Source organism: Rhodococcus sp. NPDC058521 (assembly GCF_042719695.1).
In the GTDB taxonomy this organism is placed as follows: Bacteria; Actinomycetota; Actinomycetes; order Mycobacteriales; family Mycobacteriaceae; genus Rhodococcus_F.
Genome location: NZ_JBHXNL010000003.1, coordinates 329,846 through 355,608 on the forward strand (window position 1 = coordinate 329,846; position 25,763 = coordinate 355,608).

At 64.9% G+C, this 25,763-nt stretch carries 27 protein-coding genes; 14 read left to right on the forward strand and 13 right to left on the reverse strand.

All coding sequences use genetic code 11. The features are described 5' to 3' along the window. Nucleotides 1-34 precede the first annotated feature (34 nt). From ACFWO3_RS07940 to ACFWO3_RS07955, 4 genes are read left to right on the forward strand one after another with little or no spacing between them, the layout of a single operon-like run. The gene (locus tag ACFWO3_RS07940) at nucleotides 35-787 is read left to right on the forward strand and encodes an SDR family oxidoreductase (RefSeq protein ID WP_378575811.1); all 753 of its coding nucleotides are present in this window, start codon (nucleotides 35-37) and stop codon (nucleotides 785-787) included. Then, a complete protein-coding gene (locus ACFWO3_RS07945) occupies nucleotides 784-1,656 on the forward strand; it encodes an NAD(P)-dependent oxidoreductase (protein ID WP_378575813.1) in 873 nt (290 codons plus the stop codon). The genes ACFWO3_RS07940 and ACFWO3_RS07945 overlap by 4 nt, the downstream gene beginning before the upstream one ends. Next, entirely contained in the window at nucleotides 1,653-2,051 is a 399-nt protein-coding gene (locus tag ACFWO3_RS07950; protein ID WP_378575815.1) for a carboxymuconolactone decarboxylase family protein, read from the forward strand. The genes ACFWO3_RS07945 and ACFWO3_RS07950 overlap by 4 nt, the downstream gene beginning before the upstream one ends. Nucleotides 2,052-2,101: 50 nt before the next feature. Then, on the forward strand, nucleotides 2,102-2,704 hold the full coding sequence (locus tag ACFWO3_RS07955; protein ID WP_378575921.1) for a class I SAM-dependent methyltransferase: 603 nt from the start codon (nucleotides 2,102-2,104) through the stop codon (nucleotides 2,702-2,704). Here ACFWO3_RS07955 and ACFWO3_RS07960 read toward each other — a convergent pair. From ACFWO3_RS07960 to ACFWO3_RS07990, 7 genes are read right to left on the reverse strand one after another with little or no spacing between them, the layout of a single operon-like run. Then, nucleotides 2,680-3,771: a prenyltransferase gene (locus tag ACFWO3_RS07960; protein ID WP_378575817.1), complete on the reverse strand. Its 1,092-nt coding sequence runs from the start codon at nucleotides 3,769-3,771 to the stop codon at nucleotides 2,680-2,682. The genes ACFWO3_RS07955 and ACFWO3_RS07960 overlap by 25 nt on opposite strands. After that, the gene (locus ACFWO3_RS07965) at nucleotides 3,758-4,489 is read right to left on the reverse strand and encodes a class I SAM-dependent methyltransferase (RefSeq protein ID WP_378575818.1); all 732 of its coding nucleotides are present in this window, start codon (nucleotides 4,487-4,489) and stop codon (nucleotides 3,758-3,760) included. The genes ACFWO3_RS07960 and ACFWO3_RS07965 overlap by 14 nt, the downstream gene beginning before the upstream one ends. Then, nucleotides 4,483-5,733 (reverse strand): glycosyltransferase family 4 protein, encoded by a 1,251-nt coding sequence (locus tag ACFWO3_RS07970; protein ID WP_378575819.1) that lies wholly within the window; start codon nucleotides 5,731-5,733, stop codon nucleotides 4,483-4,485. Before ACFWO3_RS07970 ends, ACFWO3_RS07965 begins: the two co-directional genes overlap by 7 nt. Nucleotides 5,734-5,776: 43 nt before the next feature. Then, nucleotides 5,777-6,649, reverse strand: coding sequence for a TIGR03619 family F420-dependent LLM class oxidoreductase (locus tag ACFWO3_RS07975; RefSeq protein WP_378575821.1), 873 nt, complete (start codon nucleotides 6,647-6,649; stop codon nucleotides 5,777-5,779). Beyond that, nucleotides 6,646-7,614, reverse strand: a complete 969-nt coding sequence (locus ACFWO3_RS07980) for an alpha/beta fold hydrolase (RefSeq protein ID WP_378575823.1) — start codon at nucleotides 7,612-7,614, stop codon at nucleotides 6,646-6,648. The genes ACFWO3_RS07975 and ACFWO3_RS07980 overlap by 4 nt, the downstream gene beginning before the upstream one ends. A gap of 30 nt (nucleotides 7,615-7,644) precedes the next feature. After that, nucleotides 7,645-8,559 carry an SDR family oxidoreductase gene (locus tag ACFWO3_RS07985; protein WP_378575825.1) on the reverse strand — a complete coding sequence of 305 codons (915 nt, stop codon included), beginning with the start codon at nucleotides 8,557-8,559 and terminating at the stop codon, nucleotides 7,645-7,647. Beyond that, the gene (locus ACFWO3_RS07990) at nucleotides 8,556-9,344 is read right to left on the reverse strand and encodes an SDR family oxidoreductase (RefSeq protein WP_378575827.1); all 789 of its coding nucleotides are present in this window, start codon (nucleotides 9,342-9,344) and stop codon (nucleotides 8,556-8,558) included. Before ACFWO3_RS07990 ends, ACFWO3_RS07985 begins: the two co-directional genes overlap by 4 nt. 114 nt (nucleotides 9,345-9,458) lie before the next feature. Here ACFWO3_RS07990 and echA20 point away from each other — a divergent pair, with 114 nt between their 5' ends. From echA20 to ipdC, 4 genes are read left to right on the forward strand one after another with little or no spacing between them, the layout of a single operon-like run. Further along, nucleotides 9,459-10,235 carry a (7aS)-7a-methyl-1,5-dioxo-2,3,5,6,7,7a-hexahydro-1H-indene-carboxyl-CoA hydrolase gene (gene echA20, locus ACFWO3_RS07995; RefSeq protein WP_378575829.1) on the forward strand — a complete coding sequence of 259 codons (777 nt, stop codon included), beginning with the start codon at nucleotides 9,459-9,461 and terminating at the stop codon, nucleotides 10,233-10,235. Between the two features lie 6 nt (nucleotides 10,236-10,241). Continuing rightward, nucleotides 10,242-11,135, forward strand: coding sequence for a cholesterol ring-cleaving hydrolase subunit IpdA (gene ipdA, locus ACFWO3_RS08000; protein ID WP_378575831.1), 894 nt, complete (start codon nucleotides 10,242-10,244; stop codon nucleotides 11,133-11,135). After that, nucleotides 11,132-11,893 carry a cholesterol ring-cleaving hydrolase subunit IpdB gene (ipdB, locus tag ACFWO3_RS08005; protein WP_378575833.1) on the forward strand — a complete coding sequence of 254 codons (762 nt, stop codon included), beginning with the start codon at nucleotides 11,132-11,134 and terminating at the stop codon, nucleotides 11,891-11,893. The genes ipdA and ipdB overlap by 4 nt, the downstream gene beginning before the upstream one ends. Further along, the gene (ipdC, locus tag ACFWO3_RS08010; RefSeq protein WP_378575835.1) at nucleotides 11,890-12,954 is read left to right on the forward strand and encodes a (3aS,4S,5R,7aS)-5-hydroxy-7a-methyl-1-oxo-octahydro-1H-indene-4-carboxyl-CoA dehydrogenase; all 1,065 of its coding nucleotides are present in this window, start codon (nucleotides 11,890-11,892) and stop codon (nucleotides 12,952-12,954) included. The genes ipdB and ipdC overlap by 4 nt, the downstream gene beginning before the upstream one ends. A gap of 73 nt (nucleotides 12,955-13,027) precedes the next feature. Here ipdC and ACFWO3_RS08015 read toward each other — a convergent pair whose 3' ends face one another. The 6 genes from ACFWO3_RS08015 to ACFWO3_RS08040 all read right to left on the reverse strand — a co-directional run bounded on the left by ACFWO3_RS08015 (nucleotide 13,028) and on the right by ACFWO3_RS08040 (nucleotide 18,663). Continuing rightward, complete coding sequence (locus tag ACFWO3_RS08015; protein WP_378575837.1) at nucleotides 13,028-13,309, reverse strand: DUF2277 domain-containing protein; 282 nt, start codon at nucleotides 13,307-13,309, stop codon at nucleotides 13,028-13,030. Nucleotides 13,310-13,348: 39 nt separating this feature from the next. Next, complete coding sequence (locus ACFWO3_RS08020; RefSeq protein ID WP_378575923.1) at nucleotides 13,349-14,575, reverse strand: glycosyltransferase family 87 protein; 1,227 nt, start codon at nucleotides 14,573-14,575, stop codon at nucleotides 13,349-13,351. A 160-nt stretch (nucleotides 14,576-14,735) separates the two neighbouring features. Next, complete coding sequence (locus ACFWO3_RS08025; protein ID WP_378575839.1) at nucleotides 14,736-15,884, reverse strand: acetyl-CoA C-acetyltransferase; 1,149 nt, start codon at nucleotides 15,882-15,884, stop codon at nucleotides 14,736-14,738. Next, nucleotides 15,884-16,531: a TetR/AcrR family transcriptional regulator gene (locus ACFWO3_RS08030; protein WP_378575841.1), complete on the reverse strand. Its 648-nt coding sequence runs from the start codon at nucleotides 16,529-16,531 to the stop codon at nucleotides 15,884-15,886. The genes ACFWO3_RS08025 and ACFWO3_RS08030 overlap by 1 nt, the downstream gene beginning before the upstream one ends. Before the next feature lie 93 nt (nucleotides 16,532-16,624). Beyond that, nucleotides 16,625-17,434, reverse strand: a complete 810-nt coding sequence (locus ACFWO3_RS08035; RefSeq protein ID WP_378575843.1) for an SDR family oxidoreductase — start codon at nucleotides 17,432-17,434, stop codon at nucleotides 16,625-16,627. Then, nucleotides 17,431-18,663 carry an acyl-CoA dehydrogenase family protein gene (locus ACFWO3_RS08040; protein WP_378575845.1) on the reverse strand — a complete coding sequence of 411 codons (1,233 nt, stop codon included), beginning with the start codon at nucleotides 18,661-18,663 and terminating at the stop codon, nucleotides 17,431-17,433. The genes ACFWO3_RS08035 and ACFWO3_RS08040 overlap by 4 nt, the downstream gene beginning before the upstream one ends. A gap of 48 nt (nucleotides 18,664-18,711) precedes the next feature. On the opposite strand from ACFWO3_RS08040, the gene ACFWO3_RS08045 reads away from it, so the two are divergent. Genes ACFWO3_RS08045 through ACFWO3_RS08070 form a run of 6 tightly spaced genes read left to right on the forward strand, consistent with a single transcriptional unit; the run spans nucleotide 18,712 to nucleotide 25,540 of the window. Further along, nucleotides 18,712-20,259, forward strand: a complete 1,548-nt coding sequence (locus ACFWO3_RS08045) for a FadD3 family acyl-CoA ligase (RefSeq protein ID WP_378575847.1) — start codon at nucleotides 18,712-18,714, stop codon at nucleotides 20,257-20,259. Beyond that, entirely contained in the window at nucleotides 20,256-21,128 is an 873-nt protein-coding gene (locus tag ACFWO3_RS08050) for an enoyl-CoA hydratase (RefSeq protein ID WP_378575849.1), read from the forward strand. The genes ACFWO3_RS08045 and ACFWO3_RS08050 overlap by 4 nt, the downstream gene beginning before the upstream one ends. Further along, nucleotides 21,128-22,288, forward strand: a complete 1,161-nt coding sequence (locus ACFWO3_RS08055) for an acyl-CoA dehydrogenase family protein (RefSeq protein WP_378575851.1) — start codon at nucleotides 21,128-21,130, stop codon at nucleotides 22,286-22,288. Before ACFWO3_RS08050 ends, ACFWO3_RS08055 begins: the two co-directional genes overlap by 1 nt. After that, a complete protein-coding gene (locus ACFWO3_RS08060) occupies nucleotides 22,285-23,253 on the forward strand; it encodes an acyl-CoA dehydrogenase family protein (RefSeq protein WP_378575853.1) in 969 nt (322 codons plus the stop codon). The genes ACFWO3_RS08055 and ACFWO3_RS08060 overlap by 4 nt, the downstream gene beginning before the upstream one ends. Then, nucleotides 23,250-24,302, forward strand: coding sequence for an acyl-CoA dehydrogenase family protein (locus ACFWO3_RS08065; RefSeq protein WP_378575855.1), 1,053 nt, complete (start codon nucleotides 23,250-23,252; stop codon nucleotides 24,300-24,302). The genes ACFWO3_RS08060 and ACFWO3_RS08065 overlap by 4 nt, the downstream gene beginning before the upstream one ends. Nucleotides 24,303-24,328: 26 nt before the next feature. After that, entirely contained in the window at nucleotides 24,329-25,540 is a 1,212-nt protein-coding gene (locus tag ACFWO3_RS08070) for a trans-sulfuration enzyme family protein (protein ID WP_378575857.1), read from the forward strand. The last annotated feature ends 223 nt before the right edge of the window (nucleotides 25,541-25,763 follow it).

A 25,763-nucleotide genomic window follows, 5' to 3' on the forward strand; every position in this document is an offset into this window, starting at 1 on the left:
CCAGCACGCTGATCACACACAGGAGAAATTCGGCATGGGACGTTTCGAAGGCAAGACCGCCATCGTCACCGGTGCGGCGCAAGGTATCGGCGAGGTGTATGCAAGGGCTCTCGCTTCCGAGGGTGCGAACGTCGTCGTCGCGGACATCGAGGTAGCACTCGGTGAGGCAGTGGCGAAGCAGATCACTGCGGACGGCGGCGCCGCGGCATTCAAGGACGTCGATGTCTCGGACGAACAATCGGCCAAGGATCTCGCCGAGTTCACGGTCGAGAAGTTCGGTCGCATCGACCACCTCGTGAACAACGCCGCGATCTACGGCACCATGAAGCTGGACCTGCTGATCACGGTGCCATGGGACTACTACAAGAAGTTCATGAGCGTGAACTTCGACGGAGCCCTCAACGTGACCCGCGCGGTGTGGCCCAACATGAACGAGAACGGCGGCGGGTCGATCGTCAATCAGTCGTCCACGGCAGCATGGCTGTATTCCGGTTTCTACGGTCTGGCGAAGGTTGGCGTCAACGGTCTCACTCAACAGCTCGCACACGAGTTGGGCGGCATGAACATTCGCGTCAACGCCATCGCACCCGGACCGACAGACACCGAGGCCACTCGTACCGTGACCCCGGGCAACATGGTCGCCGACATGGTGAAGACGCTGCCACTCGAGCGGATGGGTACTCCCGACGACCTCGTCGGCGCGTGCCTCTACCTGCTCTCCGACGACGCGAGCTGGGTCACCGGCCAGATTCTCAACGTCGACGGCGGACAGATCTTCCGCTCATGACCGAAACTGCAGTCGGTTACATCGGCTTGGGCAACATGGGCGCCCCCATGGCCAAGCGGCTTCTCGACTGGCCCGGCGGCCTTTCCGTCTACGACACTCGTGCCGAGGCCACCGGGAAGTTCGTGGCGAAAGGCGCGAAGCTGATGTCGAGTCCACGTGAAGTTGCCGAGGACTCGGCCGTCGTCTCCGTCACCGTGCTCGACGATGCACAGGTTCGCGAGGTGGTGACCGGCGAGAACGGAATTCTCTCCGGCGCTGCCCCCGGTACGGTCGTGGCGATTCACTCCACGATCAGCGATGTCACCGCAGTCGAACTCGCTCAGGTGTGCCGAGAGCGCGACGTGGAACTGGTCGACGCGCCCGTCAGCGGCGGGGCCCCGGGCGCACAGCAGGGCAAGTTGGCCGTGATGGTGGGCGCCACCGAATCGGGCTTCGACAAGGTTCGCGAGCCGTTCGGCTACTGGGCCGAGTTGGTAGTTCATGCCGGTCCGGTCGGCGCCGGCACCAGAATGAAGTTGGCGCGGAACCTTCTGCACTTCGTGTCCTTCACGGCTGCGGCCGAAGCCGGACGCCTCGCCGAAGCCGCCGGCATCGATCTCGTGGAACTCGGCAAGGTGGTCCGCCACACCGATGCGATCACCGGAGGGGCCGGAGCGATCATGTTGCGTGACACCACTGCGCAACTCGCCGAGGACGACGATTGGTATCCGATCTTCGAGCACGTTCGCAATCTCGGCGAGAAGGACCTCGGCCTTGCAATGTCGTTGGGCGAAAGATTCGACGTCGACCTACCACTCGCCAAGCTGGCGTTGACGGGACTCGGTCCAGGGCTCGGCGTCGGAACACCTGCCACGGAGGAGAACTCATGACCGAAGCTCCACAAACGTCCGACGTTCGCGCACGCGGACTGGAGATGATGTCGAAGGTCTACGGCTTCGAGTTGCAGGACGGTCCCGGGGACCATTTCGCCGTCACCGCCGATCATCTGTTCGCCGATATCTGGTCGAGGCCGGGCTTGAGCATTCGTGACCGGCGGCTCTTGTTGCTCGGGGCACTCACGGCTCAGGGGCTGGTCGACGTGGCGGAGATCCAGATCGGTGCCGCACTGCACAACGACGAGCTGGACGAAGCCCAGTTGAAGGAAATCGCCTTGTTCCTCTGCCATTATGTCGGATGGCCGCTGGGCACCAAACTCGATTCGACGGTCGGAAAAGTCCTGCACCAACGCAAGAAGTCGCAAGCAGAGAATTCGGAGTCCTCGTAACCGTGCTGACCGCAGACCTTCTCGACCTCGTCCACGCCACGCCTGGGTTCATGCCGGACGACGAGGGCGCCGCTCTCTACCGTGCCGCGGAGCAGTACCTCGGCGAATCCGGGGTTGGGGTCGAGATAGGCACGTACTGCGGACGCTCCACCGTGTACCTCGGCGACGTGGCGCGCCGCGTCGGCGGCACGGTGGTCACGCTCGATCACCATCACGGATCCGAAGAGCACCAACCGGGGTGGGAATACCACGATCCGACATTCGTGGATCAGCACACAGGCCGTCTCGACACGGTCGGACGGTTGCGGCACACGCTCTCCGACGCCGACCTCGAGGAGCACGTGGTTGCTGTGGTGGGCGATTCCACCGTGGTGTCACGTTTCTGGCGGACCCCCCTGGATTTCGTGTTCATCGACGGTGGCCACTCGTCCGAAGCCGCCGAGGCGGACCTCGACGGTTGGGCACCATGGGTGAAACCGGGCGGGGCACTCCTGATCCACGACGTGTTCCCGGATCCTGCCGACGGCGGTCGGCCGCCCTTCGAGATCTACGAGCGTGCGCTGGCGTCGGGACAGTTCGAGGAGAGGTCTGCATTCGCCTCGCTCCGAGTGCTCGAACGAACGGGAGGTCAGACGGGCGATCCGCTCGCCTGACAGTGCTGACCGCACCGGTCGTCACCGACCGGAAGCCCCACCGGTAGTTCGGCGTCTCTGAAGATGCCGTTCCCGGGGGTGGTTCGAGAGAGCGCGTCGGCGGCCAGGATCACCGCGCCACCGGTCCAGGTGGTGCGCTCGACCGGCCACCGCTTTCCGTCGGCGTACACGAGACCAGTCCAGTAGGACCCGTCCGGATCGCGCAGGTGCTGCATCGCCGCGAACTGTTGCCTGCCGCGATCGGTCTCACCCATCGCATCCAGAGCGAGAACCAGTTCACACGTCTCCGCACCCGTGACCCAAGGCCGGTGGTCGACGCACCGAATCCCGAGCCCGTCGACAACGAAGTCGTCCCAGCGTTCGCCGATCCTCCCGGCAGCGGCGCCGCCGCGTACCGCCCCGCCGAGAATCGGGTAGTACCAGTCCATCGAGTACTCGTTCTTCTGCGTGAACGACTCCGGATGGCGGCGAATCGCGTGGCCCAGAAGGTACTTCGCGAACTCCCATTCCGGTTGCGGGTCGTCCGTGAGTTCGGCGAGACGGAGCCCGCAGTAAAGACTGTGGTGAATGCTCGAGTTGCCCGTGACCAGGGCGTCGGTGACCACCTCACCGGTGGCGGCACCACGTGCCCAATAGATCTCGCCCGACGGAGCCTGCATGTCCACCACGAAGTCGAGCGCAGCTCGGACCGCCGGCCACATCTCCGCCGCGAATTCTCGATCTCCGGTGATCAGGTAGTGATGCCACACTGCCACCGCCGGGTAGGCGCAGAAATTGGAGTCCGCGCCGTCGTCTTCCACGACGCCGTTCCGGGACTGCATCGGCCACGAACCGTCGGAGCGCTGTGTGCGGATCAACCAGCCGTAGGCCGCCTCGGCTTCCTCTCGGAACCCCGCCGCGAGGAGGGCCATAGCCGACTCGACATGATCCCACGGGTCGGTGTGACCACCGGAGAACCACGGAAGGGCACCGGAACTCTCCTGCGCGGCGGAGATCGAGCGCGCTGTCTGCCGGCACTGCTCCGCCGTCAGCGCACCGGGGACAGCGGGAACGTCATTCGACTGCAACGGGGATTTCCGGCTTCTGAAGGTAGAACACGACGCTCTTGCCGATCACCGGATCGAGAAGCCGCTCGGCAGTGCGCGTGAGCCACGGAGCATTCATCATGTCCCACACCAGAATCTGGTGATATGCCTTCGTCAACGGATTTTCGCTCTCGTCCACACCCACTGCGCACTTGAGCCACCAGTACGGGGAATGGAGAGCGTGTGCGTGGTCGCGGCCCGTCACAGTGAGGCCTGCGGCGGAGAGCTTCGCGGACAGCTCGTCCGCGCGATAGATCCGGACGTGCCCGCCTTCGACCTCGTGGTACTCGTCCGACAACGCCCAACAGATTCGTTCGGGGAACCACCGTGGAACCGTCACAGCGGCAACGCCACCCGGCTTCAGGATCCTCGTCAATTCGGAGATCGCGCGAACGTCCTCGGGGACGTGCTCGAGCACTTCCGAGATCAGCACGACATCGAACGAGGCGTCTTCGTACGGCAGGTTCAAGGCATCGCCCACCTGAACCTTCGCCGAGGCTCCGACCGGTGCCTCCCCTACCTCCGCCATCGCGATGAACATCTTCTCGACGTCCGCGAGTTCCTCGACGTTCTGGTCGAAGGCGATCACGTCGGCGCCCCTGCGATACAGCTCGAACGAATGTCGACCCGCACCCGCACCTATATCGATGACCTTGTCACCGGGGCGCACCCCGAGCCTGTCGAAATCAACTGTCAGCACGCCGAATTCCCCGTTCCGTTCCGTCCGTCGATCACTGTGCGGTAGATCTGTGCCGTATGCGCTGCCACGGCGGCCCAGCTGTACCGCTCGAGCACGCGCTCACGGCCACCCGCGCCGAGGGCGGCTCGCCGATCCGGATCGTCGAGCAACGCGGTGAGCACAGCCGCGAGCTGCTCCGCATTGCCCGGATCCACCAGCAATGCAGCCTGCTCCTCGGTACCCACCACCTCCGGGATCGCGCCCGCGCGACTGGCCACCACGGGTGTACCGCACGACATCGCTTCCACTGCAGGAAGCGAGAAACCCTCGTACAGCGATGGGACGCACGCGATGTCGGCAGAAGCCATGAGGCTCGCCAACTCGTCGTCTTCGATCCCGCTCACGGTACGCACCACGTCGCCGATGGCCAGTTCGTCGATCAGGTTCTCGGCCACCCCTCCCGGCACCAGCTTGGTGACCAGTACCAGCTCGAGGTTCCGCTCGGTATGCACCTTCGCAACCGCCTGGAGGAGCGTCGACACACCCTTGAGCGGCATGTCCGCGCTCGCCACACAGACGATGCGACCGGGTACCCGCGCATCGGGGCGTGGCCGAAACACCGCGGTGTCGACGCCGAGTGGAATGGTCGTGAGCGCATCTTCCGATACGCCGAAAGCGCGAACGATGTCGTCGGCAGAGGACTGGGACACCGTCAGCAGTGCCCCGATCTGCCTCGCGACCCGCTTCTGCATACCCAAGAACCCATACCACCGGCGCACGGTCAGCCTCCGCAGACGCCGTGCCTGTGCGACGTCGAGTTCGCGGTCGCGGGTGATCGGGTGATGAATCGTCGCGACCAGCGGCAGACCGGACTCCTGAATCTTCAACAGACCGGGCCCAAGGCACTGGTTGTCGTGCACGACATCGAAATCTCGCGCCCGCCCGCGGAGGATGCGCGCCATGCGCATGCTGAAAGTTCGCGGCTCCGGAAAGCCGGCGGTCCACATCGTCGCGAGTTCGAGCAGATCGATGTGATCACGGATCTCACGTGGATGCGGAGTTCGAAAGGGATCCGAATCGCGGTACAGATCCAAACTCGGCACCTTGGTGAGCACCACGCCCGGATCGAGCTCCGGGTACGGCTGTCCGGAGAACACCTCGACGTAATGCCCCAAGGCGGCGAGCTCACGGCTCAGGTGACGTACGTACACGCCCTGTCCACCACAGTGCGGCTTGCTTCGGTAAGACAACAGTGCAATTCGCACAGCATTCGACCTCTCGTGAACAGTTGCTGTAACGCCACGCCAACTATCGCACGGTGGCCGTAGCGTCACCTTCGCGCAAACTCTCGAGTTTTCCGGCGAGACGTTCCAGGTATGCGAGGACCTCGGCCTCGCTCTTGTCCGGCATTCCGTACACCACTTCGGTGACGCCCAGTTCGCGCCGGCGTGCCAGCTTCTCGACATCCGGTTTGCCGTCGAGGACGACGATCTGCGGCTTCCCCTCGCGACCCGCCGCCGCCCACTTGTCCTGGAGCAGCTTCACTCGATCGTCGATGTCCTGTTCGACAGGAGTGGTGATCCAGCCGTCCGCAGAACGGACGATCCAGTCGAAGTTCTTCTCGTTGCCGGCCGCGCCGACCAGTACCGGTGGAATCCGCACCGGCTTCGGCCACGCCCAACTCGGACCGAACTTCACGAACTCGCCGTCGAAGGCGGCTTCCTCCTCCGTCCACAACGCACGCATCGCCTCGAGGTACTCACGAAGCATCGTGCGACGCCGCCCCGCCGGCACGTTGTGGTCGGTCAGTTCGTCGATGTTCCAGCCATACCCGACGCCCAGGACCACCCGACCGCCACTGAGATGGTCGAGCGATGCGATCGTTTTCGCCAAGGTGATCGGGTCGTGCTCGACCGGCAGCGCGACAGCCGTACCCAGCTGGATGCGATCCGTCACCGCAGCGATCGAACCGAGCGTCACCCATGGATCGAGGGTGCGCATGTACCGATCGTCCGGCAACGAGCCGTCGCCCGTCTGCGGATGTGCCGCATCGCGTTTGACCGGAATGTGCGTGTGCTCCGGCACGTAGAACGTGTCGAAACCGTTTGCCTCCGCACCACGTGCCGCTGACGTCGGACTGATTCCCCGGTCGCTCGTGAACAGGGTGACACCGAACTTCACGATTTCTCCTCGCGTCGATTCTCTCGATCACATTCTTCGGACCTGGAACTGCTCTCGACCTCGTTCAGGAAGGTGTGCACCCGCTCGGCCACCCCTGTCGAGTACTCACCACTGATTGCATGGGATGCCTCGCCCCATACCTCCACCTGTGCGTTCGGCAGTAGCCGTCGGGCGTTATCGGCTGCCTTCGCGCTGTCGTGGACGATGCTGCGCCCGGCGAAGATCCCCAGGACCGGAAGGTCGATGGCGGCCAACTCGTCGTCGCTCAGCTGCTTCGGAACCGGAAGTGCCGACCGGAAAGTGTTCATTCCCGCGTCGACGAGACGGCCCTCCATGAGGTCGTCCGCTCGCGCACCACCAGAGATCCACCCGAGCAGTCGTTTTTGCACCGCAGAAGGCATCAGCGGAAGAATCGTCCCGATCGAGAAGATGATCATCTTCACGCTCAGCGCGGCGAAGACCAGCGGGGAATCGAGGAACGACACCGACGCCACCCGGTTCGGGCGTCGAACCGCGAGATTCATCGCTGCCCACCCTCCGATCGAGATCCCGAGAAGGTGGACCGTGTCCACGCCGAGTCTCTCGATCAACTCGTCGAGCCACTGCGCGTGGTCCGCCGCGTTCGCGATCCGCGCTGTTTGAACACTGAGTCCGGGCTCACCGAGCAGATCGATCGCCCATATCGACCGCCCTTCGCCCAGCGAGGACATGTTCCCGGCCCACAAGGGCGTCGCAGAATTCCGGCCGGGCAGCAACAGCAGTGGGGTGCGCGGATCGTCGCCGAACAGGTAGGCGCGCACGATACCGAAGCTGGTTCGGAAATCCTCCGAACGCCTCGGTGTCGGCATTTCCTTCATACCTTCGCGGTAGATGTCCTGGAACCGCTTCCAGTCGGCCTCCGACCGGAAATGACCGACGCGCAGTCGCTTCCACTCCGCACCGACGTTCTGTCGAGGCTCGTTCACGGCACTCACCCACCCGTCGACGATTCCGGTTCAGGCCCCGTATACCGGCGTAGGGGCTTCCGCCTTGGCGAGCAGATCGGCGACCACGGGTCCGATCTCGTCGGGCTTCCAGCGATCACCTTTGTCCTGCGAAGGGCCGTGCCGCCAGCCCTCGGCGACGGTGATCTTCCCGCCTTCGACCTCGAACACCCGGCCGGTGACGTCCGCCGATTCGGCGCTGGCCAACCACACGACGAGCGGCGAAATGTTCTCGGGCGCCATCGCATCGAACCCCTCCTCGGGGGCCGCCATGGCCTCGGCCATCGCCCCGCCGGCGCCTACCGTCATTCGGGTACGCGCCGCAGGTGCGATCGCGTTCACCCGGATGCCGTAGTTCTTCATCTCGGCGGCCGCCTGGATGGTCAGCTCGGCGATCCCGGCCTTGGCCGCCGCGTAGTTGCCCTGACCGATCGAACCTTGCAGTCCCGCACCGGAACTGGTGTTGATGATGCGTGCGTCGACAGGACGTCCTGCCTTGGACTCCGCCCTCCAGTAGGCGGCGGCATGACGCAGCGGAGCGAAGTGGCCCTTGAGATGTACGCGAGTCACCGCGTCCCATTCCTGCTCGCTCATCCCGACGAGCATACGGTCTCGGAGGAAGCCGGCGTTGTTCACCAGCACGTCCAGCCGTCCGAACTCGTCAAGAGCGCTCTTGATCAGGTTCTCGGCCCCAGCCCAGTCGGCCACGTCGTCACCGTTGACGACTGCCTCGCCGCCGGCTGCCTCGATCTCCGCGACGACCTGCTCGGCTGGGCTCTCCCCCGTGGCGCCGCCGTCGATTCCGGCACCGATGTCGTTCACGACGACCTTCGCGCCTTCGGCCGCGAAAGCCAGTGCGTGCGCACGCCCGATGCCACGTCCGGCACCCGTCACGATGACGACGCGGCCGTCCACCAATCCGCTCATGAGTTCTCCTTCGTAGATGCCGCAAGAAATGCGGGACGTTCGCCGCCACCGTGGACGGTCAGGGTCGAACCGCTGACATACTCCGCCAGCGATGAAGCAAGGAACACGGCACTGTTGCCGATGTCCTCGGGACGTGCCATACGGCCGAGCGGGACCGTCTTACCGACCGCGGCGACACCGTCTTCGTCGCCGTAGTGCAGGTGGCTCAATTCGGTCTCGACCAACCCGACCACCACCGCGTTGACCCGCACCTTCGGTGCCCATTCGACCGCCAGTGAACTGGTCAGGCTGTCCACGCCGGCCTTCGCCGCACCGTAAGCGGCGGTCCCCGGAGACGGCCGTGAGCCGCTCACGCTCGAGATGTTCACGATGGCGCCACCACTGGCCTGTGTCTGCATGACCGCGTTCGCAGCCTGCGAGACCAGCAGGGGCGACAGCAGGTTCAGCTCGACGATCTTCGAATGGAACTTGGGACTGGCGTCGGCAGCCAGGGCGAACGGCGAACCGCCGGCATTGTTCACCACCACGTCGAGTCGGCCGTGCGCATCCACGATCCCCGCGATCATTGCCCGAATCTGCTCCGGATCACGCACGTCGCATTCCGTGAACTCGATGCCGACCGTGATTCCGTCCGGTCCGACCTCCTCGACCGGCTCGTCCGCCGGACGACGAGCGCAGGTCACCACGGTGGCGCCCGCGCGCAGGAAGGCCCGGCTTATTCCGGCACCCACCCCACGCACACCACCCGTGACCAGCACTATTGCGCCGTCAAGACCTGTTTTCACCGATACCTCCGCGTGTGGACGTCAGTGCAGTCCGAGCCGAGAGCTCCGGAGCGACACATGTGCTAACTTACCAAGCAATCGCTTGGTTTGGTCAACAGACGTTAGGAACGTGCCATGGGCATCACCTCCAACACCGACGGGGCCGGCATCACCACGGTCACCGTGGACTACCCGCCCGTGAACGCCATCCCCTCCAAAGGCTGGTTCGAACTGGCGGACGCAATCCTCGAGGCAGGCAAGAACCTGAGCACCCACGTCGTAATCTTGCGAGCCGAGGGACGCGGATTCAACGCCGGCGTCGACATCAAGGAGATGCAGGCGACCGAGGGTTACGACGCACTGGTCGCCGCCAACCGTGGATGCGCCGCCGCCTTCGCCGCAGTGTACGACTGCGCGGTGCCGGTGATCGTCGCCGTCAACGGATTCTGCGTCGGCGGCGGAATCGGCCTGGTCGGCAATGCCGACGTCATCGTCGCCTCCGACGACGCGGTGTTCGGCCTTCCCGAGGTGGATCGCGGAGCACTCGGCGCCGCAACACATCTCGCGCGGCTCGTCCCGCAGCACATGATGCGCACGCTCTACTACACAGCCCAGAACGTGACGGCGCAGCAGTTGCAGCATTTCGGCTCCGTGTACGACGTGGTGCCCCGCGAGAAACTCGACGACACGGCACACGACATCGCGACCAGGATCGCCGCGAAGGACACCCGCATCATCCGCTGCGCCAAGGAAGCCATCAACGGCATCGACCCCGTCGACGTCAAAACGAGCTACCGCCTCGAACAGGGATACACGTTCGAGCTCAACCTCTCCGGTGTGTCCGACGAACATCGCGACGAATTCGTCGAGACCGGTAAGGCCCGCACCAATTCGACCCAGAAGGAAGGCTGACTCGACATGGCCGGCAAGCGTGACAAGAGGATGTCACTCGACGACGTGGTCGGCGAGCTTCGCAGCGGAATGACCATCGGCATCGGCGGCTGGGGATCGCGCCGTAAGCCGATGGCCCTGATCCGCGCGATTCTGCGCTCCGACATCAAGGATCTCACCGTCGTGACGTACGGCGGACCGGACCTCGGTCTGCTGTGCTCGGCAGGCAAGGTGAAGAAGGCGTACTACGGTTTCGTCTCCCTGGACTCGAAGCCCTTCTACGATCCCTGGTTCGCCAAGGCGCGCACCGGCGGTGAGATCGAGGCCCGCGAGATGGACGAGGGCATGATCAAGTGCGGACTCGAGGCCGCCGGCGCACGGCTGCCGTTCCTCCCGATCCGTGCCGGTCTCGGCTCGGATGTCCGCACCTTCTGGGGTGACGAGCTGAAGACCGTCGAATCCCCCTACCCGAACGCCGACGGCAGGACCGAGACGCTGATCGCCATGCCGGCTCTGAATCTCGATGCGGCGCTGGTTCATCTGAACATCGGTGACAAGCACGGCAACGCCGGTTACACCGGCGTCGACCCGTACTTCGACGACCTCTACTGCGCCGCAGCCGAAAAGCGATACGTCTCCGTCGAGCGTGTCGTGGAGACCGAAGAACTGGTCAAGACCGTGCCGCTGCCCAACCTGATCCTCAACCGCATGATGGTCGATGGAGTCGTCGAGGCCCCGAACGGTGCTCACTTCACACTCGCCGGCGACAGCTACGGCCGCGACGAGAAGTTTCAGCGCCACTACGCAGAGTCGGCGAAGGATCCCGAGTCCTGGCAGAAGTTCGTGGACACCTACCTCTCCGGCGGCGAGGACGACTACCAGGCCGCCGCGACGAAGTTCGGACAGGAGAACCAGTCATGAGCGAAACCACCACCGCCGTCACCCGGGCGGAGTACTGCGTGATCGCATGCGCCGAGATCTTCTCCGGTGCAGGTGAAATCATGGCCAGCCCGATGGCAACGGTGCCGCTCATCGGCGCTCGTCTGGCGCGCCTGACCACCGAACCAGACCTGCTCATCACCGACGGCGAAGCCCTGATCTTCGCCGACACTCCGGCCGTCGGCGCCAAGGCCGACATCGAGGGCTGGATGCCCTTCCGCAAGGTGTTCGACGTCGTGGCCTCCGGTCGTCGCCACGTGGTGATGGGGGCGAACCAGATCGACCGCCACGGAAATCAGAACCTCTCTGCGTTCGGCCCGCTGCAGCAGCCCACGCGTCAGATGTTCGGCGTGCGCGGCGCGCCCGGCAACACCATCAATCACCCCACCAGCTACTGGGTAGGCAAGCATTCGTCTCGGGTGTTCTGCGACAAGGTGGACGTCGTGTCGGGGATCGGCTACGACCAGGTCGATCCGGACAACCCGGCCTACCGATTCCTCGACCTGGCCCGGGTGGTCACCAATCTTGGAGTCTTCGACTTCGGCGGACCGGACCACACAATGCGCGCACTGACCCTGCATCCGGGAGTCAGCGCCGACGACGTCGCCGAGAACACGTCCTTCGAGATTGCCGGACTCGACGGCGCGGGTGTCACCCGTGAACCGACCGACGAGGAACTGACCATCATCCGCGAGGTTCTCGACCCCCGAAGCCTTCGGGACCGTGAGGTGACGGTGTGACCGCGCACCTGAAGACACCGCTCACCGAGTTGGTGGGCATCGAGCACCCCGTCGTGCAGACCGGTATGGGCTGGGTGTCGGGTCCTCGCCTGACCGCCGCGACGGCCAACGCGGGCGGCCTCGGCATTCTCGCGTCGGCCACGATGACGTACGAGGAACTCGAGGCGGCTGTCGCGAAGACCAAGAGCCTCACCGACAAGCCGTTCGGCGTGAACATTCGCGCCGACGCCGCCGATGCTCCCCAGCGCATCGATCTACTCATCCGCGAGAAGGTGCGCGTCGCGTCGTTCGCGTTGGCACCCAAGAAGGAACTGATCGCGAAGCTCAAGGAAAACGGTGTCGTCGTCGTGCCGTCGATCGGCGCTGCCAAGCACGCCGTCAAGGTCGCTTCCTGGGGCGCGGACGCCGTGATCGTGCAGGGCGGCGAGGGCGGCGGCCACACCGGCGGCGTGGCGACAACGCTGCTGTTGCCGTCCGTTCTCGATGCCGTCGACATTCCAGTCGTCGCTGCGGGCGGCTTCTTCGATGGGCGCGGCCTCGCGGCCGCGCTCTCCTACGGTGCTGCCGGAGTGGCGATGGGAACCCGGTTCCTGCTCACGAGCGACAGCTCCGTCCCGGACTCCGTGAAACAGCAATACTTGTCCCGCGGACTTCAGGACACCACCGTTACCCGAAAGGTCGACGGGATGCCGCACCGAGTCCTGAACACCGAACTCGTCGACAGCCTCGAACATTCCGGCAACGTGCGTGGCCTGCTCGCCGCGGCCAAGAACGCGTCGAAGTTCAAGTCGATGACCGGCATGAAATGGTCGTCCCTCGTCAAGGACGGGCTGGCGATGAAGAAGTCCGGCGACCGGACGTGGCAACAGATCATCATGGCCGCCAACACCCCGATGCTACTGAAAGCCGGACTGGTCGAGGGCAACACCGCGGCCGGCGTCCTCGCCTCCGGGCAGGTGGTGGGCATGCTCGACGATCTGCCGTCGTGCCAGGAACTCATCGACGGAATCGTCGCGGATGCGGTGAAACGCATCGACGCCCTGACCGCCCTCCGCTCCTGATCTCCCCCTTTTTTCGACGAATGTCACACCGGTTCAGCTCACGCAAACCGGTGTGACATTCGTCGGGGGCGGGTCAGCTGGCGGCCGCAGCCTTGGCGGCGATACGAGCCTGCACCTCTGGCCGACGGAGCGGCGGAACCGTCTTCGGTGGCTGCCTCCGCTGCGGCACCGCCGCCAGCAGTTCGGTGGTCGCGGCAGCAACGACCGCCACAGCCTTCTCGAACGGCTCCCGGTTGGCATCCGACAGCTTCTGAATTCCGCTCACTTTGCGTACGTACTGTCGCGCAGCCGCCTCGATCTCCTCGGAAGTCGCGGCCGGCTCGAGCCCGCGCAGTTCGGTGATATTTCTGCACATGTCTCGACGATAGCGCCGAGTTGTGTCGATCGTCACATGTCAGGAACGGGCAGGCTCGAGTACGTCTTCCCGCAATCCCTCGACCGACGGCGCCTCGTCGACGGGCTTGCGAGACTTCGCCGCGACCACAGCGGCCACCATGAGCACCATCGCAATCAGGCACTGAGAGCTGCCGACGAGCTCGACGACCGCACCCTCGACCCAGCCTGACGTCTCGGTGTTGAGCACGTAGTTCGGACCGATCAACCAGATGACGGTCGCAATGCCTATCAGCGGGCGCCAGCTGCGGTACTGAGGTGCCAACAGCAGCGGGACCAGGAGGATGCTGTACGTCCAGTGATGTGTGACGGCGATCGGCGCGGCGAGCAACGACCCGAGAGCAACGATGCCGAGTGCGACGACGTGCTCTCCCGCCCTCGAGAAGCGATAAGCGGCCCACGCGGTGGCCGCAACCACGATCATCACGGCGAGACCCCACAGGACGCTCTCGAGCATGCCGTCGGCCCCGAGACGCGCCAGGAGCCCTGTGATCGCCTGATTCCGGAAGAACGTCGGCGGGCCGGCGCGGCCGGTGGAGAAGAACTCCGCCGTCCAGAACCACTTGGACGAGTCGGGCAGAACCCAGAACCCGAGCAGGATTGTGGCCAGCACCGCACCGATCGACCGTCCGACGGAGCGGAAGTCCCGGCGCACGAGGAGCACGAGCAGAAACGCTCCGGGCGTGATCTTGATGGCGGTGGCGAGACCGATGGCGATACCGCGGAACCGACGCGGGATGACGCCGGTCAGATCCGCGACGACGAGCGCCATGAGAATGATGTTGACCTGGCCGAATGCGAAGTTGGACCGCATCGGCTCGAGGAGCAGGACCGGACCGAGCGTGGCAAGCGCAACCATCGACGAACGCTGAAACTGCAGCTTGGCGAACACCATCTTGAGCGTCCACCACACCAGCACGAGGTTCATCGCGCACCACCCGACCTGGAGCGCCGTCTGATTCACGTCCGCCATTGGTGCGAACAGAATTGCTGCGAACGGAGCGTAGATGAACCTGAAGCCGGACGTACTCGGGAAGTCGTCCGAATACAGCGGAAGCCCGTGGAGGAAGGCACCTCCGGCGTCGCGGAACACCGAGAGATCCATCAGGTAACCCGTCGCGGCTTCGACCACGTAGTCGACGATCATGAACAGCGAAATGATCGTTCCGACCGCGATCAACGCGGTGGCTACCGGGTGAGCTTCGGCCTTCGATCGAATCTGCATCAAGAGTTCGTACTTTCGGGATCGGCTACGGGTCAACGCCCCACCCTAGCGGCCTCGTGACCGGATCGTGACAGAGAGCAACCTTCCCCGGACGAATGTCACACCGGTTCGCGTGAGCTGAACCGGTGTGACATTCGCCGGGGTCGGGGGCGGGAAATGCAGGTCAGACGCGTTCGATGATGGTGACGTTGGCGGTGCCCCCGCCCTCACAGATCACCTGCAGGCCGTAGCGCCCTTCGATTCGATCGAGTTCGTTGACGAGGGTGGCCATGAGCTTGGTCCCCGTCGCACCGAGCGGGTGTCCGAGCGCAATAGCGCCACCGTTGACGTTGACCTTCGCCGGGTCGGCACCGAGTTCCTTGATCCACGCCAGGACGACAGGGGCGAATGCCTCGTTGATCTCGATCAGATCGATGTCGTCGATCGTGAGGCCTGTCTTCTCGAGGGCATGCTTGGTGGCCGGGATCGGGGCACTGAGCATGAAGATAGGGTCGTCGCCGCGAGCGCTGAGGTGATGAATGCGCGCACGCGGGGTGAGCCCGAACTTCTCCACGGCCTGACCGGACGCGAGAAGCAACGCACTCGCGCCATCGGAGATCTGACTCGCCACGGCGGCCGTCAGACGGCCACCTTCGGCCAGCGGCGCGAGGGAAGCCATCTTTTCCAGGCTCGTCTCACGCGGACCCTCGTCCTTGGTGACATCGCCGAACGGCACGATCTCGCGCTCGAAGCGTCCGGCCGCGATAGCCGACTTCGCACGCTCGTGGCTCTGCAACGCCCACTTCTCGAGATCCTCACGGCTGAGGTCCCACTTGTCTGCGATCAACTCGGCGCCGCGGAACTGCGACACCTCCTGGTCGCCGTAGCGTTCTTCCCAACCCTTCGACCCGCTCGTCGGAGTGTCGAAGCCGTACTCCTTGCCCACGATCATCGCCGCGGAGATGGGAATGCGGGTCATGTTCTGAACCCCGCCCGCGACGATCAGATCGGCGGTGCCACTCAGAATCGCCTGAGCGCCGAAGTGGATCGCCTGCTGGCTGCTGCCGCACTGACGATCGACCGTCACGCCGGGCACAGCTTCCGGGTAACCGGCCGCGAGCCATGCCGTCCGGGCGATGTTGCCGGCCTGTCCACCGATCGCGTCGACGCAACCGAAGATCACGTCGTCGACATCGGACGGATCGACACCGGTTCGTTCGACGATCGCCTTGATCACGTGGGCACCGAGGTCGGCGGGGTGAGCTTCCGACAGGCCGCCCTTCTTCTTTCCGATCGGCGTGCGGATCGCATCGACGATGTAGGCCTCTGTCATCACTTCTCCAGATTCCGTGTGGTGGGGTTCCGTGTGGCCGGTTCGGTGAGCCCGTCCAGCACTATGGCGAGATATTGCTTTGCGACTGCGTCTGCGGTGAGCGAACCGCCGGGGCGATACCAGCGAACGGCAACCCACACGGTGTCGCGCATGAACCGATACGCGAGCTCGACGTCGATGTCCGGACGGAAGCTGCCGTCCTTCACGCCCGCTTCCAGAACACCGATCCAGAGTTCGCGGAATTCGGTGTTGAGCTCCGACAAGTAGGCGAACCGTTCGTTGTCGAACAGATGCTTCGCCTCGTCCTGATAGATCGCGACCGCCGAATGGGAGGCGTCGATCGACTCGTACGATGTCGTCACCAGGGCCTCGAGGGTGGTTCTGCTGTCGAATCCGGCCGCCACGATCTCGCGGTAGCGCCCGAACAGTTCGTCGAGGAATCCGCGAAGGATTTCGTCCACCATCGATTCCTTGGAGTCGAAGTGGTGGTAGAGACTGCCCGAGAGAATTCCTGCGGCGTCGGCGATGTCACGGACGGTGGTTGCGCGCAGTCCGCGCTCCGCGAAGAGTCCGGCCGCAAGCTCGAGGAGCTCCGCTCTGCGTCCGGATTTCGCGGAGGCGTCGTCGGTTCCCTTGGGTGGGTTCATGAGGTAATCCTATCAACCAAGCGCTTGTTTGGCCCCCTGTGAGTGGTTGACGAGTCCCTGAACTCGCTGGCCACTCACAGGCGGCGGAGCCGCCTATGCGCGCTGCGAGGAGATCGAGACGACTTCACCGGTGAGGTAAGTGGTGTAGTCACTTGCCAGCATCGCAATCGTGGCCGCGATTTCCCACACTTCCGCCGCACGACCGAAGGCCTCGCCCGCAGCCAGCTGGTCGAGAAGCTCCTCGCTCGTGACCTTCGCGAGGAACGCGTGCCGAGCAATGGACGGAGCGACGGCGTTGATACGCACCCCGTACTCCGCGGCCTCGATCGCGCTGCATCGCGTGAGCGCCATGACGCCGGCCTTGGCCGCCGCGTAGTGCGCCTGGGAATGCTGCGCACGCCACCCGAGGACGGACGCGTTGTTCACCAGCACTCCGTTGTGATCGACCGACTTGAAATAGCGCAGCGCGGCCCTCGTCGCGCGGAAGGTGCTCGTGAGGGTGATATCGAGGACTCGATCCCACTGCTCGTCCGTCATGTCGACAACCGGAGTCTCGCCACCGAGCCCCGCGTTGTTGACGAGGATGTCGATGCGACCCAGCTTCTCGGCCGCACCGTCGATCAACGCATCGACCTGCTGTGTGCTCGATACGTCGCACACGATCGCCTCGACCTGCTGCCCGCCGAACTCGTCCTTCAGCTTCGCGACCGTCTCGCCGAGCCGTCGTTCGTGGAAGTCGGACACCAACACATCCGCACCCTCGAGAAGTGCGCGCCTGGCGGATGCGAACCCGATGCCGGTGCCGGCCGCCGCGGTGACGACGACCTTTTTCCCTTCGAGCAGGTCGTGCCCGGGGGTTTCCGCCGGAACGGCTGCGAGGGGTGAAGGAATGGAAGGTGTCACGGTCGTGCCTCTCGTGGTAGTCCGAGCACCCGCTCGGAGATGATGTTGCGCTGAATCTCGTTGGACCCGCCGTAGATCGTGTCGGCACGAGTGAAGAGAAACAGCCGCTGCCATTCGTCGAGTTCGAGGTGTTCCGGGTCGGTGACGTCGGACGGCTCACCGACCGCGTTCGCCTTGGGTGCGAGAAGTGAGCTTGCGCCGGAGACCTCCATGGCGAGCTCGCCGAGATCGCGATGCCAGTTGGCCCACAACAGTTTTGCGACCGACGCTTCTCCCCCACCGGTGCCCGCATCCACCGCGTCGAGTGTGCGGACCGCGTGGGCGCGAATGACTCGAAGCCCGATCCAGGCCCGCGCGATCTTCTCGCGTACGGCGGGATCCCGATCGGCACCGTTCGCCTTGGCGATGTCCACTATCCCCCGGAGTTCGCGGGCGAATCCGATCTGCTGCCCGAGGGTGGATACGCCACGCTCGAACGTGAGCAGACCCATCGCGATCTTCCAGCCTTCACCCGGCTCACCGACCACGAGACTTGCCTCCGTGACGGCATCGTCGAAGAACACCTCGTTGAACTCCGACGTGCCGGTGAGTTGCTGAATCGGACGCACGGTGACACCGGGCTGGTCGAGCGGAACGAGCAGGAAGCTCAGGCCCTTGTGCCGCTTCGACCCCGGCTCGGTCCGGCACACGACGAAACACCAGTCGGCGACATGTGCGAGAGAGGTCCACACCTTCTGCCCGTTGACGACCCACTTGTCACCGTCGAGTCTGGCTGTGGTCGACACGTTTGCGAGGTCGCTGCCTGCCCCCGGCTCGGAATAGCCCTGCGACCACAGGTCGGTGACTGTGTTGATCCCCGGGAGGAAGCGCTGCTTCTGTTCCTCGGTTCCGAAGGCGATGAGAGTCGGTCCGAGCAGCTCCTCACCGACATGGCTGACGCGCGCCGGCGCCCCGGCCTTGGCGTACTCTTCGTGGAAAATCACCTGCTGCGTGATACTCGCACCCTTGCCGCCGTATTTCTCCGGCCAGCCCAGACAGGTCCACCCGGCAGCGGCGAGGTGACGATCCCAGGCCAGGCGTTCCTCGAAGAACTCGTGCTCACTACCCGGCCCGCCTTTACCTCGCAGCTTGGCGAAATCACCGGTCAGGTTCTCTGCCAGCCACGTCCTGACATCGTTCGCGAACTGCTCGTCCGCGGTCTCGTCGGTTCGACTCTCGCTCTGGTCCACGTTTGTAAGATAACCTACCAAGCAATTGCTAGGTAGGTTAGGAGCGTAGTGACCGACTATCCGAGAACCACACCATCCGCCCTCGTTCGGGCAGCCGATCGATTCGGCGAGCTCACAGCCGTGTCCGACAACGACACCGTGCTCACGTTCGCACAACTCCACGAGCGTGTCCGGACTTTCGCGGGAGCACTCGTCGCGCGTGGCCTCCAACCCGGCGAGCGCGTCGCCGTCTGGGTCCCGAACACCCATCACTGGATAGTTTCGGCCCTGGGCATCCACTACGCTGGGGGCGTCGTGGTGCCGATCAACACCCGCTACACAGGGGCCGAGGCAGCCGAGATCGTCGACCGAGTGAACGCTGCGGCGCTCGTGGTCGTCGGCGAATTCCTCGGCGCGGACCGCCTGGCCCAGCTCCGTGCGGCCGACACCACATTCTCCGTCGGCACCGTGATCCGAATCCCTCTCGGCGATTCCGATGCGCCGGACGATTCCGTGATCGACTTCGACGCCTTCCTTGCGATGGCCACCCCCGACCTGTGCGCCGAGGTGGACCGGCGTGCGCGTGCCGTCTCCCCCGACGACGTGGCGGACATCCTGTTCACGTCGGGCACGACCGGGAAGAGCAAGGGCGTTCTCACCGCGCACCGCCAGACCATGGGCGCTGCCATCGCGTGGGCCGAGTGCGCGGAGATTGTCGCGCACGACAACTACCTGATCATCAACCCGTTCTTCCACAGCTTCGGATACAAGGCTGGAATTCTGGTGTGCCTGCTCGCCGGCGCGACCATCGTCCCGATGGCGGTCTTCGACGTCCCGAAGGTGATGACGAAGATTCACGACGAGCAGATCAGCGTGCTTCCCGGCGCCCCTACCATCTATCAGTCGATACTGGATCATCCCAACCGCAGCGACTACAACCTGGGCAGCCTCCGGGTCGCCGTGACGGGAGCCGCTCCGGTCCCCGTCGCGCTCGTGGAGCGCATGCAGAAGGAACTCGAATTCGAGGCTGTCCTCACCGCTTACGGGCAGACCGAGGCAGTGGTCGCCACCATGTGCCGCAGCGGCGACGACCCGGAAACCATCTCGTCCAGCTCGGGACGCGCGGTTCCCGGTATGGAGATCCGACTCGGCGAGCAGGACGAACTGCTGCTCCGCGGTCCCGACGTGATGCTCGGTTACCTCGACGATCCCGAGGCGACGGCCAAGACGATCGACGCCGACGGCTGGTTGCACACCGGTGACGTCGCGACGATCGACGACCGTGGTTACGTCGACATCACGGATCGTCTGAAGGACATGTACATATCGGGCGGATTCAACGTCTACCCGGCCGAAGTCGAGCAGACGCTCGCCCGCATCACCGGCCTCGCCGAGTCGGCGGTCATCGGCGTTCCAGACGAGCGCATGGGCGAGGTCGGGCGTGCCGTCGTGGTCAAGCTCCCCGGCGCCGAGATCGCGGAAGCGGACGTCCTGGAGTTCTGCCGCGACCGTCTGGCCAAGTTCAAGATTCCGAAGGACGTTCGGTTCGTAGACGCGTTACCGCGCAACCCTTCCGGCAAGGTTCTCAAAAATGTTCTGCGTGAGGAGATTTCATGACCGTCCCCGACGAAGGCGAAGTCGTCACCTACGAGGTGCGTGACGGGGTGGCGGTGGTGACGCTCAACCGTCCCGACTACCGCAATGCCCAGAACTCCGTGATGACCTATGCGCTGGACGCCGCGTTCGAGCGTGCGGTGGAAGACGACGACGTGAAGGTGATTGTGCTCGCCGGAAACGGCAAGCACTTCAGTGCAGGTCACGACATCGGAACACCCGGACGTGACCATCACGTGCACTACGAGAACAAGGCCGTCATGTGGTGGGACCACGTCGACAAGGTCGGCGGGGACCAGCGGTTCGCACGCGAGATGGAGGTATATCTCGGGATGTGCCGCCGTTGGCGAGAGATCCCGAAGCCGACCATCGCGATGGTGCAGGGCGCCTGCATCGCGGGTGGCCTCATGCTGGCCTGGGTGTGCGACATGATCGTGGCGTCCGAGGATGCGTTCTTCTCGGACCCCGTTGTTCGCATGGGCATTCCGGGCGTCGAATACTTCGCCCATCCGTGGATGGTGGGGCCGCGATTCGCGAAGGAAATGCTGTTCACCGGAGATCGCTTCACCTCGCAGCGCGCCTACGAGGTCGGCATGGTGAACAAAGTCGTGCCGCGCGACGACCTCGAGAAGGAAACCTTCGCGATCGCCGAACGCATCTCCGCGATGCCACGGCTCGGGCTCGCCCTGACGAAGAAGGCCGTCAACCAGAGCGAGGACCAGATGGGGATGCGGAACGGGATGGACTCCGTCTTCGGTCTGCACCACTTCGCGCACGCGCACAATGCCGAGGTCGGCGCCGATTCGCTGGGCGGTCAGAACGCCAAGTCGATGGCCGCCGGCGCCAAGGCACCCGAGGGAAGGACGAAGTAGTGGACCTCGAATTCGACGAAGCCACCGAGTCCTTCCGCACCGAGGTGGCGGACTTCCTCACGAAGAACGTTCCTGCCCAGTCTCTTCCGTCGATGGACACCGCAGAGGGGTTCGAGGCCCATCGCGAGTGGGAACGCACTCTCGCGGACGCGCGGTTGTCGGTCGTGTCGTGGCCGAAGGAACTCGGTGGCCGGGATGCGAGCCTGCTCGAATGGGTGATCTTCGAGGAGGAGTACTACCGATCCGGCGCCCCGGGGCGCGTGAGTCAGAACGGAATCTTCCTGCTGGCCCCCACTCTCTTCGAGCACGCGAATCAGCAGCAGCTCGACCGGATCATGCCGCGCATGGCACGCGCCGACGACATCTGGGCGCAGGCTTGGTCGGAGCCGGAATCGGGCAGTGACCTCGCGAGCCTCCGTTCGTCGGCGAAGCGAGTGGACGGCGGCTGGGTTCTGAACGGGCAGAAGACGTGGAGTTCGCGCGCGAGCTTTGCGGACTGGGGATTCGGTCTTTTCCGCACCGACCCGGAGGCCCAGCGCCACAAGGGCATCACCTACTTCATGTTCGACCTGAAGTCCGAGGGCATCACGATCAGGCCCATCGACCAACTCGACGGCGAGCCTGGCTTCGCGGAGATCTTCCTCGAGAACGTCTTCGTTCCCGACGACCCGGCAGAACCTGGAAGTTCCGGCGTGATCGGTGCCGTGGACCAAGGCTGGCGCGTAGCCATGAGCACCGCCTCGAACGAACGCGGGCTCTCGCTACGTAGCCCCGGCCGCTTCCTCGCCACCGTGGACCGTCTGGTGAGTCTGTACGAGAAGAGCGGGCGGACCGACGACGCAGCGCTCGGGGACCGGCTGGCGGATGCCTGGATCGGTGCCCGCGCCTACCAGCTCAACACGTTCGGGACGGTGACACGTCTGGCCGACGGCGGCCAACTCGGCGCCGAATCATCCATCAACAAGGTGTTCTGGTCGGAGTGGGACATCGCCACCCACGAGACAGCGCTGGAGCTGCAGGGCCCCGAGGCGGAGCTCGCCGATCCATGGACGGACGGGTACCTGTTCTCCCTGTCCGGCCCGATCTACGCCGGCACCAACGAGATCCAGAAGAACGTCATCGCCGAGCGACTGCTCGGCCTACCGAAGGCGGACCGATGAGATTCGCGCTCGATTCCTCCCACCAGGACTTCGCGTCGAGTATCGACGCCCTGCTGTCGAAGGCCGACATGCCCGCCGTGATTCGTTCGTGGAACGCAGGCGACACCGGCCCCGGCCTCGAGGTGTGGAAACGCCTCGCGGAGACCGGTGTCAACGGACTGCTCGTCGACGAGGAGCACGACGGGCTCGGAGCGGACGCCGTGGACCTCGTGGTCGCGATCGAGCAGTTGGGGCGCCACGCCGTTCCGGGACCGGTCGTGGAGACGACCGCCGTCGCGCCGGCACTGCTCGCCACGACCGCGCCGGATCGACTGCCCGCACTCGCCTCCGGGGATCTGGCAACAGTGGCAGCGGCTCCGCACGTGCCCTACGCCGTGGACGCCGATGCGGCGCGCCTCGCCCTGCTGGTCGACGCTGGTTCCGTGTCCATCGGGCAGATCGGTGACGCGAAAGCCTCCGTGGACGCGGCTCGCAGACTGTTCCCACTCACCGCCGGTGAGGTACTCGGCCGGAGCGACTTCGACGCCGCGTTCGACCTCGGAGCACTCGCCACGGCTGCCCAGCTGCAGGGTCTCGGCCAGACTCTCCTGGAGACGACCACCGAATACGCAAAGCAGCGCAAGCAGTTCGGCCGAGTCATCGGCTCGTTGCAGGCAATCAAGCATCACCTGGCGGGCGCCGCCGTTGCACTCGAAATGTCGCGGCCGCTGCTTCACGGTGCGGCGCTCGCCGTCCGGGACGGTTCGCCGAACGCCGCGCGTGACGTCTCGGCTGCCAAGGTCGCCTGCGGTGACGCCGCGTATCTGGCGGCTCGCGTGGGCCTGCAGGTGCACGGCGCCATCGGTTACACGCAGGAACACGATCTGTCTCTGTGGCTGACGAAGGTTCGTGCGCTGGCCACAGCGTGGGGAACGCCGGCGATGCACCGTCGCCGCGTGACTGCAGCGCTGGTGAGTGCGAAATGAGCGTCGACACCGAAGAACAGGCAGCCCTGCGCGCATCGGTGCGGGACCTGTTGAACAAGCACTCCGACCCGGCCGCCGTCCGCAAGGCGATCGACTCCGCGAACGGCTACGACGAACAGCTGTGGGCGAGGTTGTGTGGGCAGATCGGCGTTGCGGCGCTCGCGATCCCCGAGGAGTACGACGGCGTGGGGGCCGGATACGGCGAAGTCCACGTCGTCCAGGAAGAGCTGGGGCGCTCCCTCACCCCGTCACCCATGCTCGGATCCGCGATCCTGGGTGCGCACGCCGTCCTGCTGTCTGAAAACAGCGAGGCGTGCGCGCGGCTGCTCCCGACCCTGGCTGCCGGCGAATCCACGCTGGCCCTTTGCTGGGCGAACGAGAGCGGTTGGAGTGACTACGGCATCCGGACCGACGGAACAGTCCTCGAAGGCGTGGCGTCGTACGTGCTCGGTGGCGACATCGCGGACACACTCCTGGTGGTCACCGAGGACGGACTCTTCGAGGTGGACCCCGCTTCCGACGGAGTCGCACGCCGCCGGGTACCGACCATGGATCCCACGCGCACGTTGTCCACGGTCACGTTCGACGGTGCGTCGGCACGGCACCTCGGTGGTCCTGCGGACCTCGCGGACCGGCTACGGACACTCGCATTGATCGCGTTGTCCGCGGAACAGGTTGGTGCAGCAGCGGTCGCGATGGAACAGACCGTCGAATACGCGAAGTCGCGCAAGCAGTTCGGCAGGGCGATCGGCTCGTTCCAGGCTCTCAAACATCGCATGGCCGACATGTACGCACTCGTGGAGACCGCACGATCGATGTCGTACGCAGCGGCGCGCTCCGGGTCCGCGGAAGACGCGGCGATCGCCAAGGTGTACTGCTCGGATGCCTTTCGAATGGTGGCGTCCGAGGCCGTGCAGTTACACGGAGGCATCGCGATCACATGGGAGCACGACGCCCAGCTGTACTTCAAACGGGCACACGGCAGTGCGCAGCTCTTCGGACAGCCCCGCGAGTACCTGCCAGGCTTGGCAGCCGCCGCCGGATTGTGAGCGGTGCCGAGTTGTAGGTTCGAATCATGACAACGCAGCGCCCCGACAAGCACCTTCCGGAATCACTCGCCTTCGAGTCGTTGGCAGTGCACGGCGGCAATCGGGTGGACCCCGGCACGGGAGCCATCCGCTCTCCGTTGGTGCTTGCAAACTCGTACACGCTGCCCGAGGACCCGGCGGACATCAGCTGGTCGCGTACCGACCCGCCCCTGTACACGCGAAACTCGGGGACCAACCAGTTGCTGTTGCAGGAGAAGCTGGCCGCCCTCGACGGCGGTGAGGACGCCTTGGTGCTGGCCTCGGGAGTCGCAGCCCTGCATGCGGTGTTCTTCACCCATCTGCGCTCGGGCGACCACGTGATCGTCTCGGACATCACCTATGAGGCCACTTGGCGCCTGTTCACCGAACTTCTGCCGCAACGCTACGACATTCGTGCCACGTTCGTGGACAGCACCGATCACGAAGCGGTACGTGCGGCAGTGCAACCGAACACCAAGCTCGTGCATGTGGAAGCAATCGCAAACCCCACGACGCGGGTCACCGACATCGCTGCGCTCGCGAACATCGCACACGACGCGGGCGCGATCCTGTCGGTCGATTCCACGTTCACCCCACCGCCGCTGTATCGCCCGATCCGGGACGGTGCGGACCTGGTCGTGCACTCGCTTACCAAGTTCGTCAACGGCCACGGGGACGCCATGGGCGGAGCGATCGTCGGGTCCGCGGAACTCGTCGCACCCATCAAGGCGGACGCGATGGTCGACGTGGGCGGCGTGATCTCCCCGTTCAACGCCTGGTTGATCACCCGCGGTTCGGTCACCCTGCCGCTCCGGCTGCGACAGCACCTCGCCTCGGCCCGACGCGTGGCCGAGTTCCTGGATGCCGACCCACGGGTCGCCTACGTAGCGTATCCGGGGCTACCGTCGCACCCCGAGCACGAACTGGCCGAGAAACAGTTCGGCGGTAGGGGTTTCGGATCGGTCATGGCCTTCGCTGTCGACGGCGACCCCGATACCCAGAATCGGTTCGTGGCCAACCTCGCTCTGATCACCTCGGCCGTGTCCGTAGGGCACGACGAGACGCTCATCGTCCACGTCGGCACCAGTGGACCCCGGGTGACCGCGTACCCGGAACCCTTCCGGGCCTACGGGCACCTGAGGATGTCGGTCGGCCTCGAGGACCCCGACGATCTCATCGCAGATCTGTCGCACGCCTTGGACGCCACCTTCGAACGGTGACACGCCCGAAGCGCACCCGAGTCTCGAGAGGTTCGGACACCTGCCCGAGTCGTCCGATCAGTCCGTTTTCGCCGTCATCGTTACAACTTCGTTTCCATTGCTAGCCATTTCGCTCGGAACCTTCTGTCCCCGTGTTACGTTCGTTCAAACTTAACGAGACGGGGCGGGGCTCGGCGCAGTTCACGTCGGCTCACGAGCCACGACCCCGACTGCGACCGGAAGG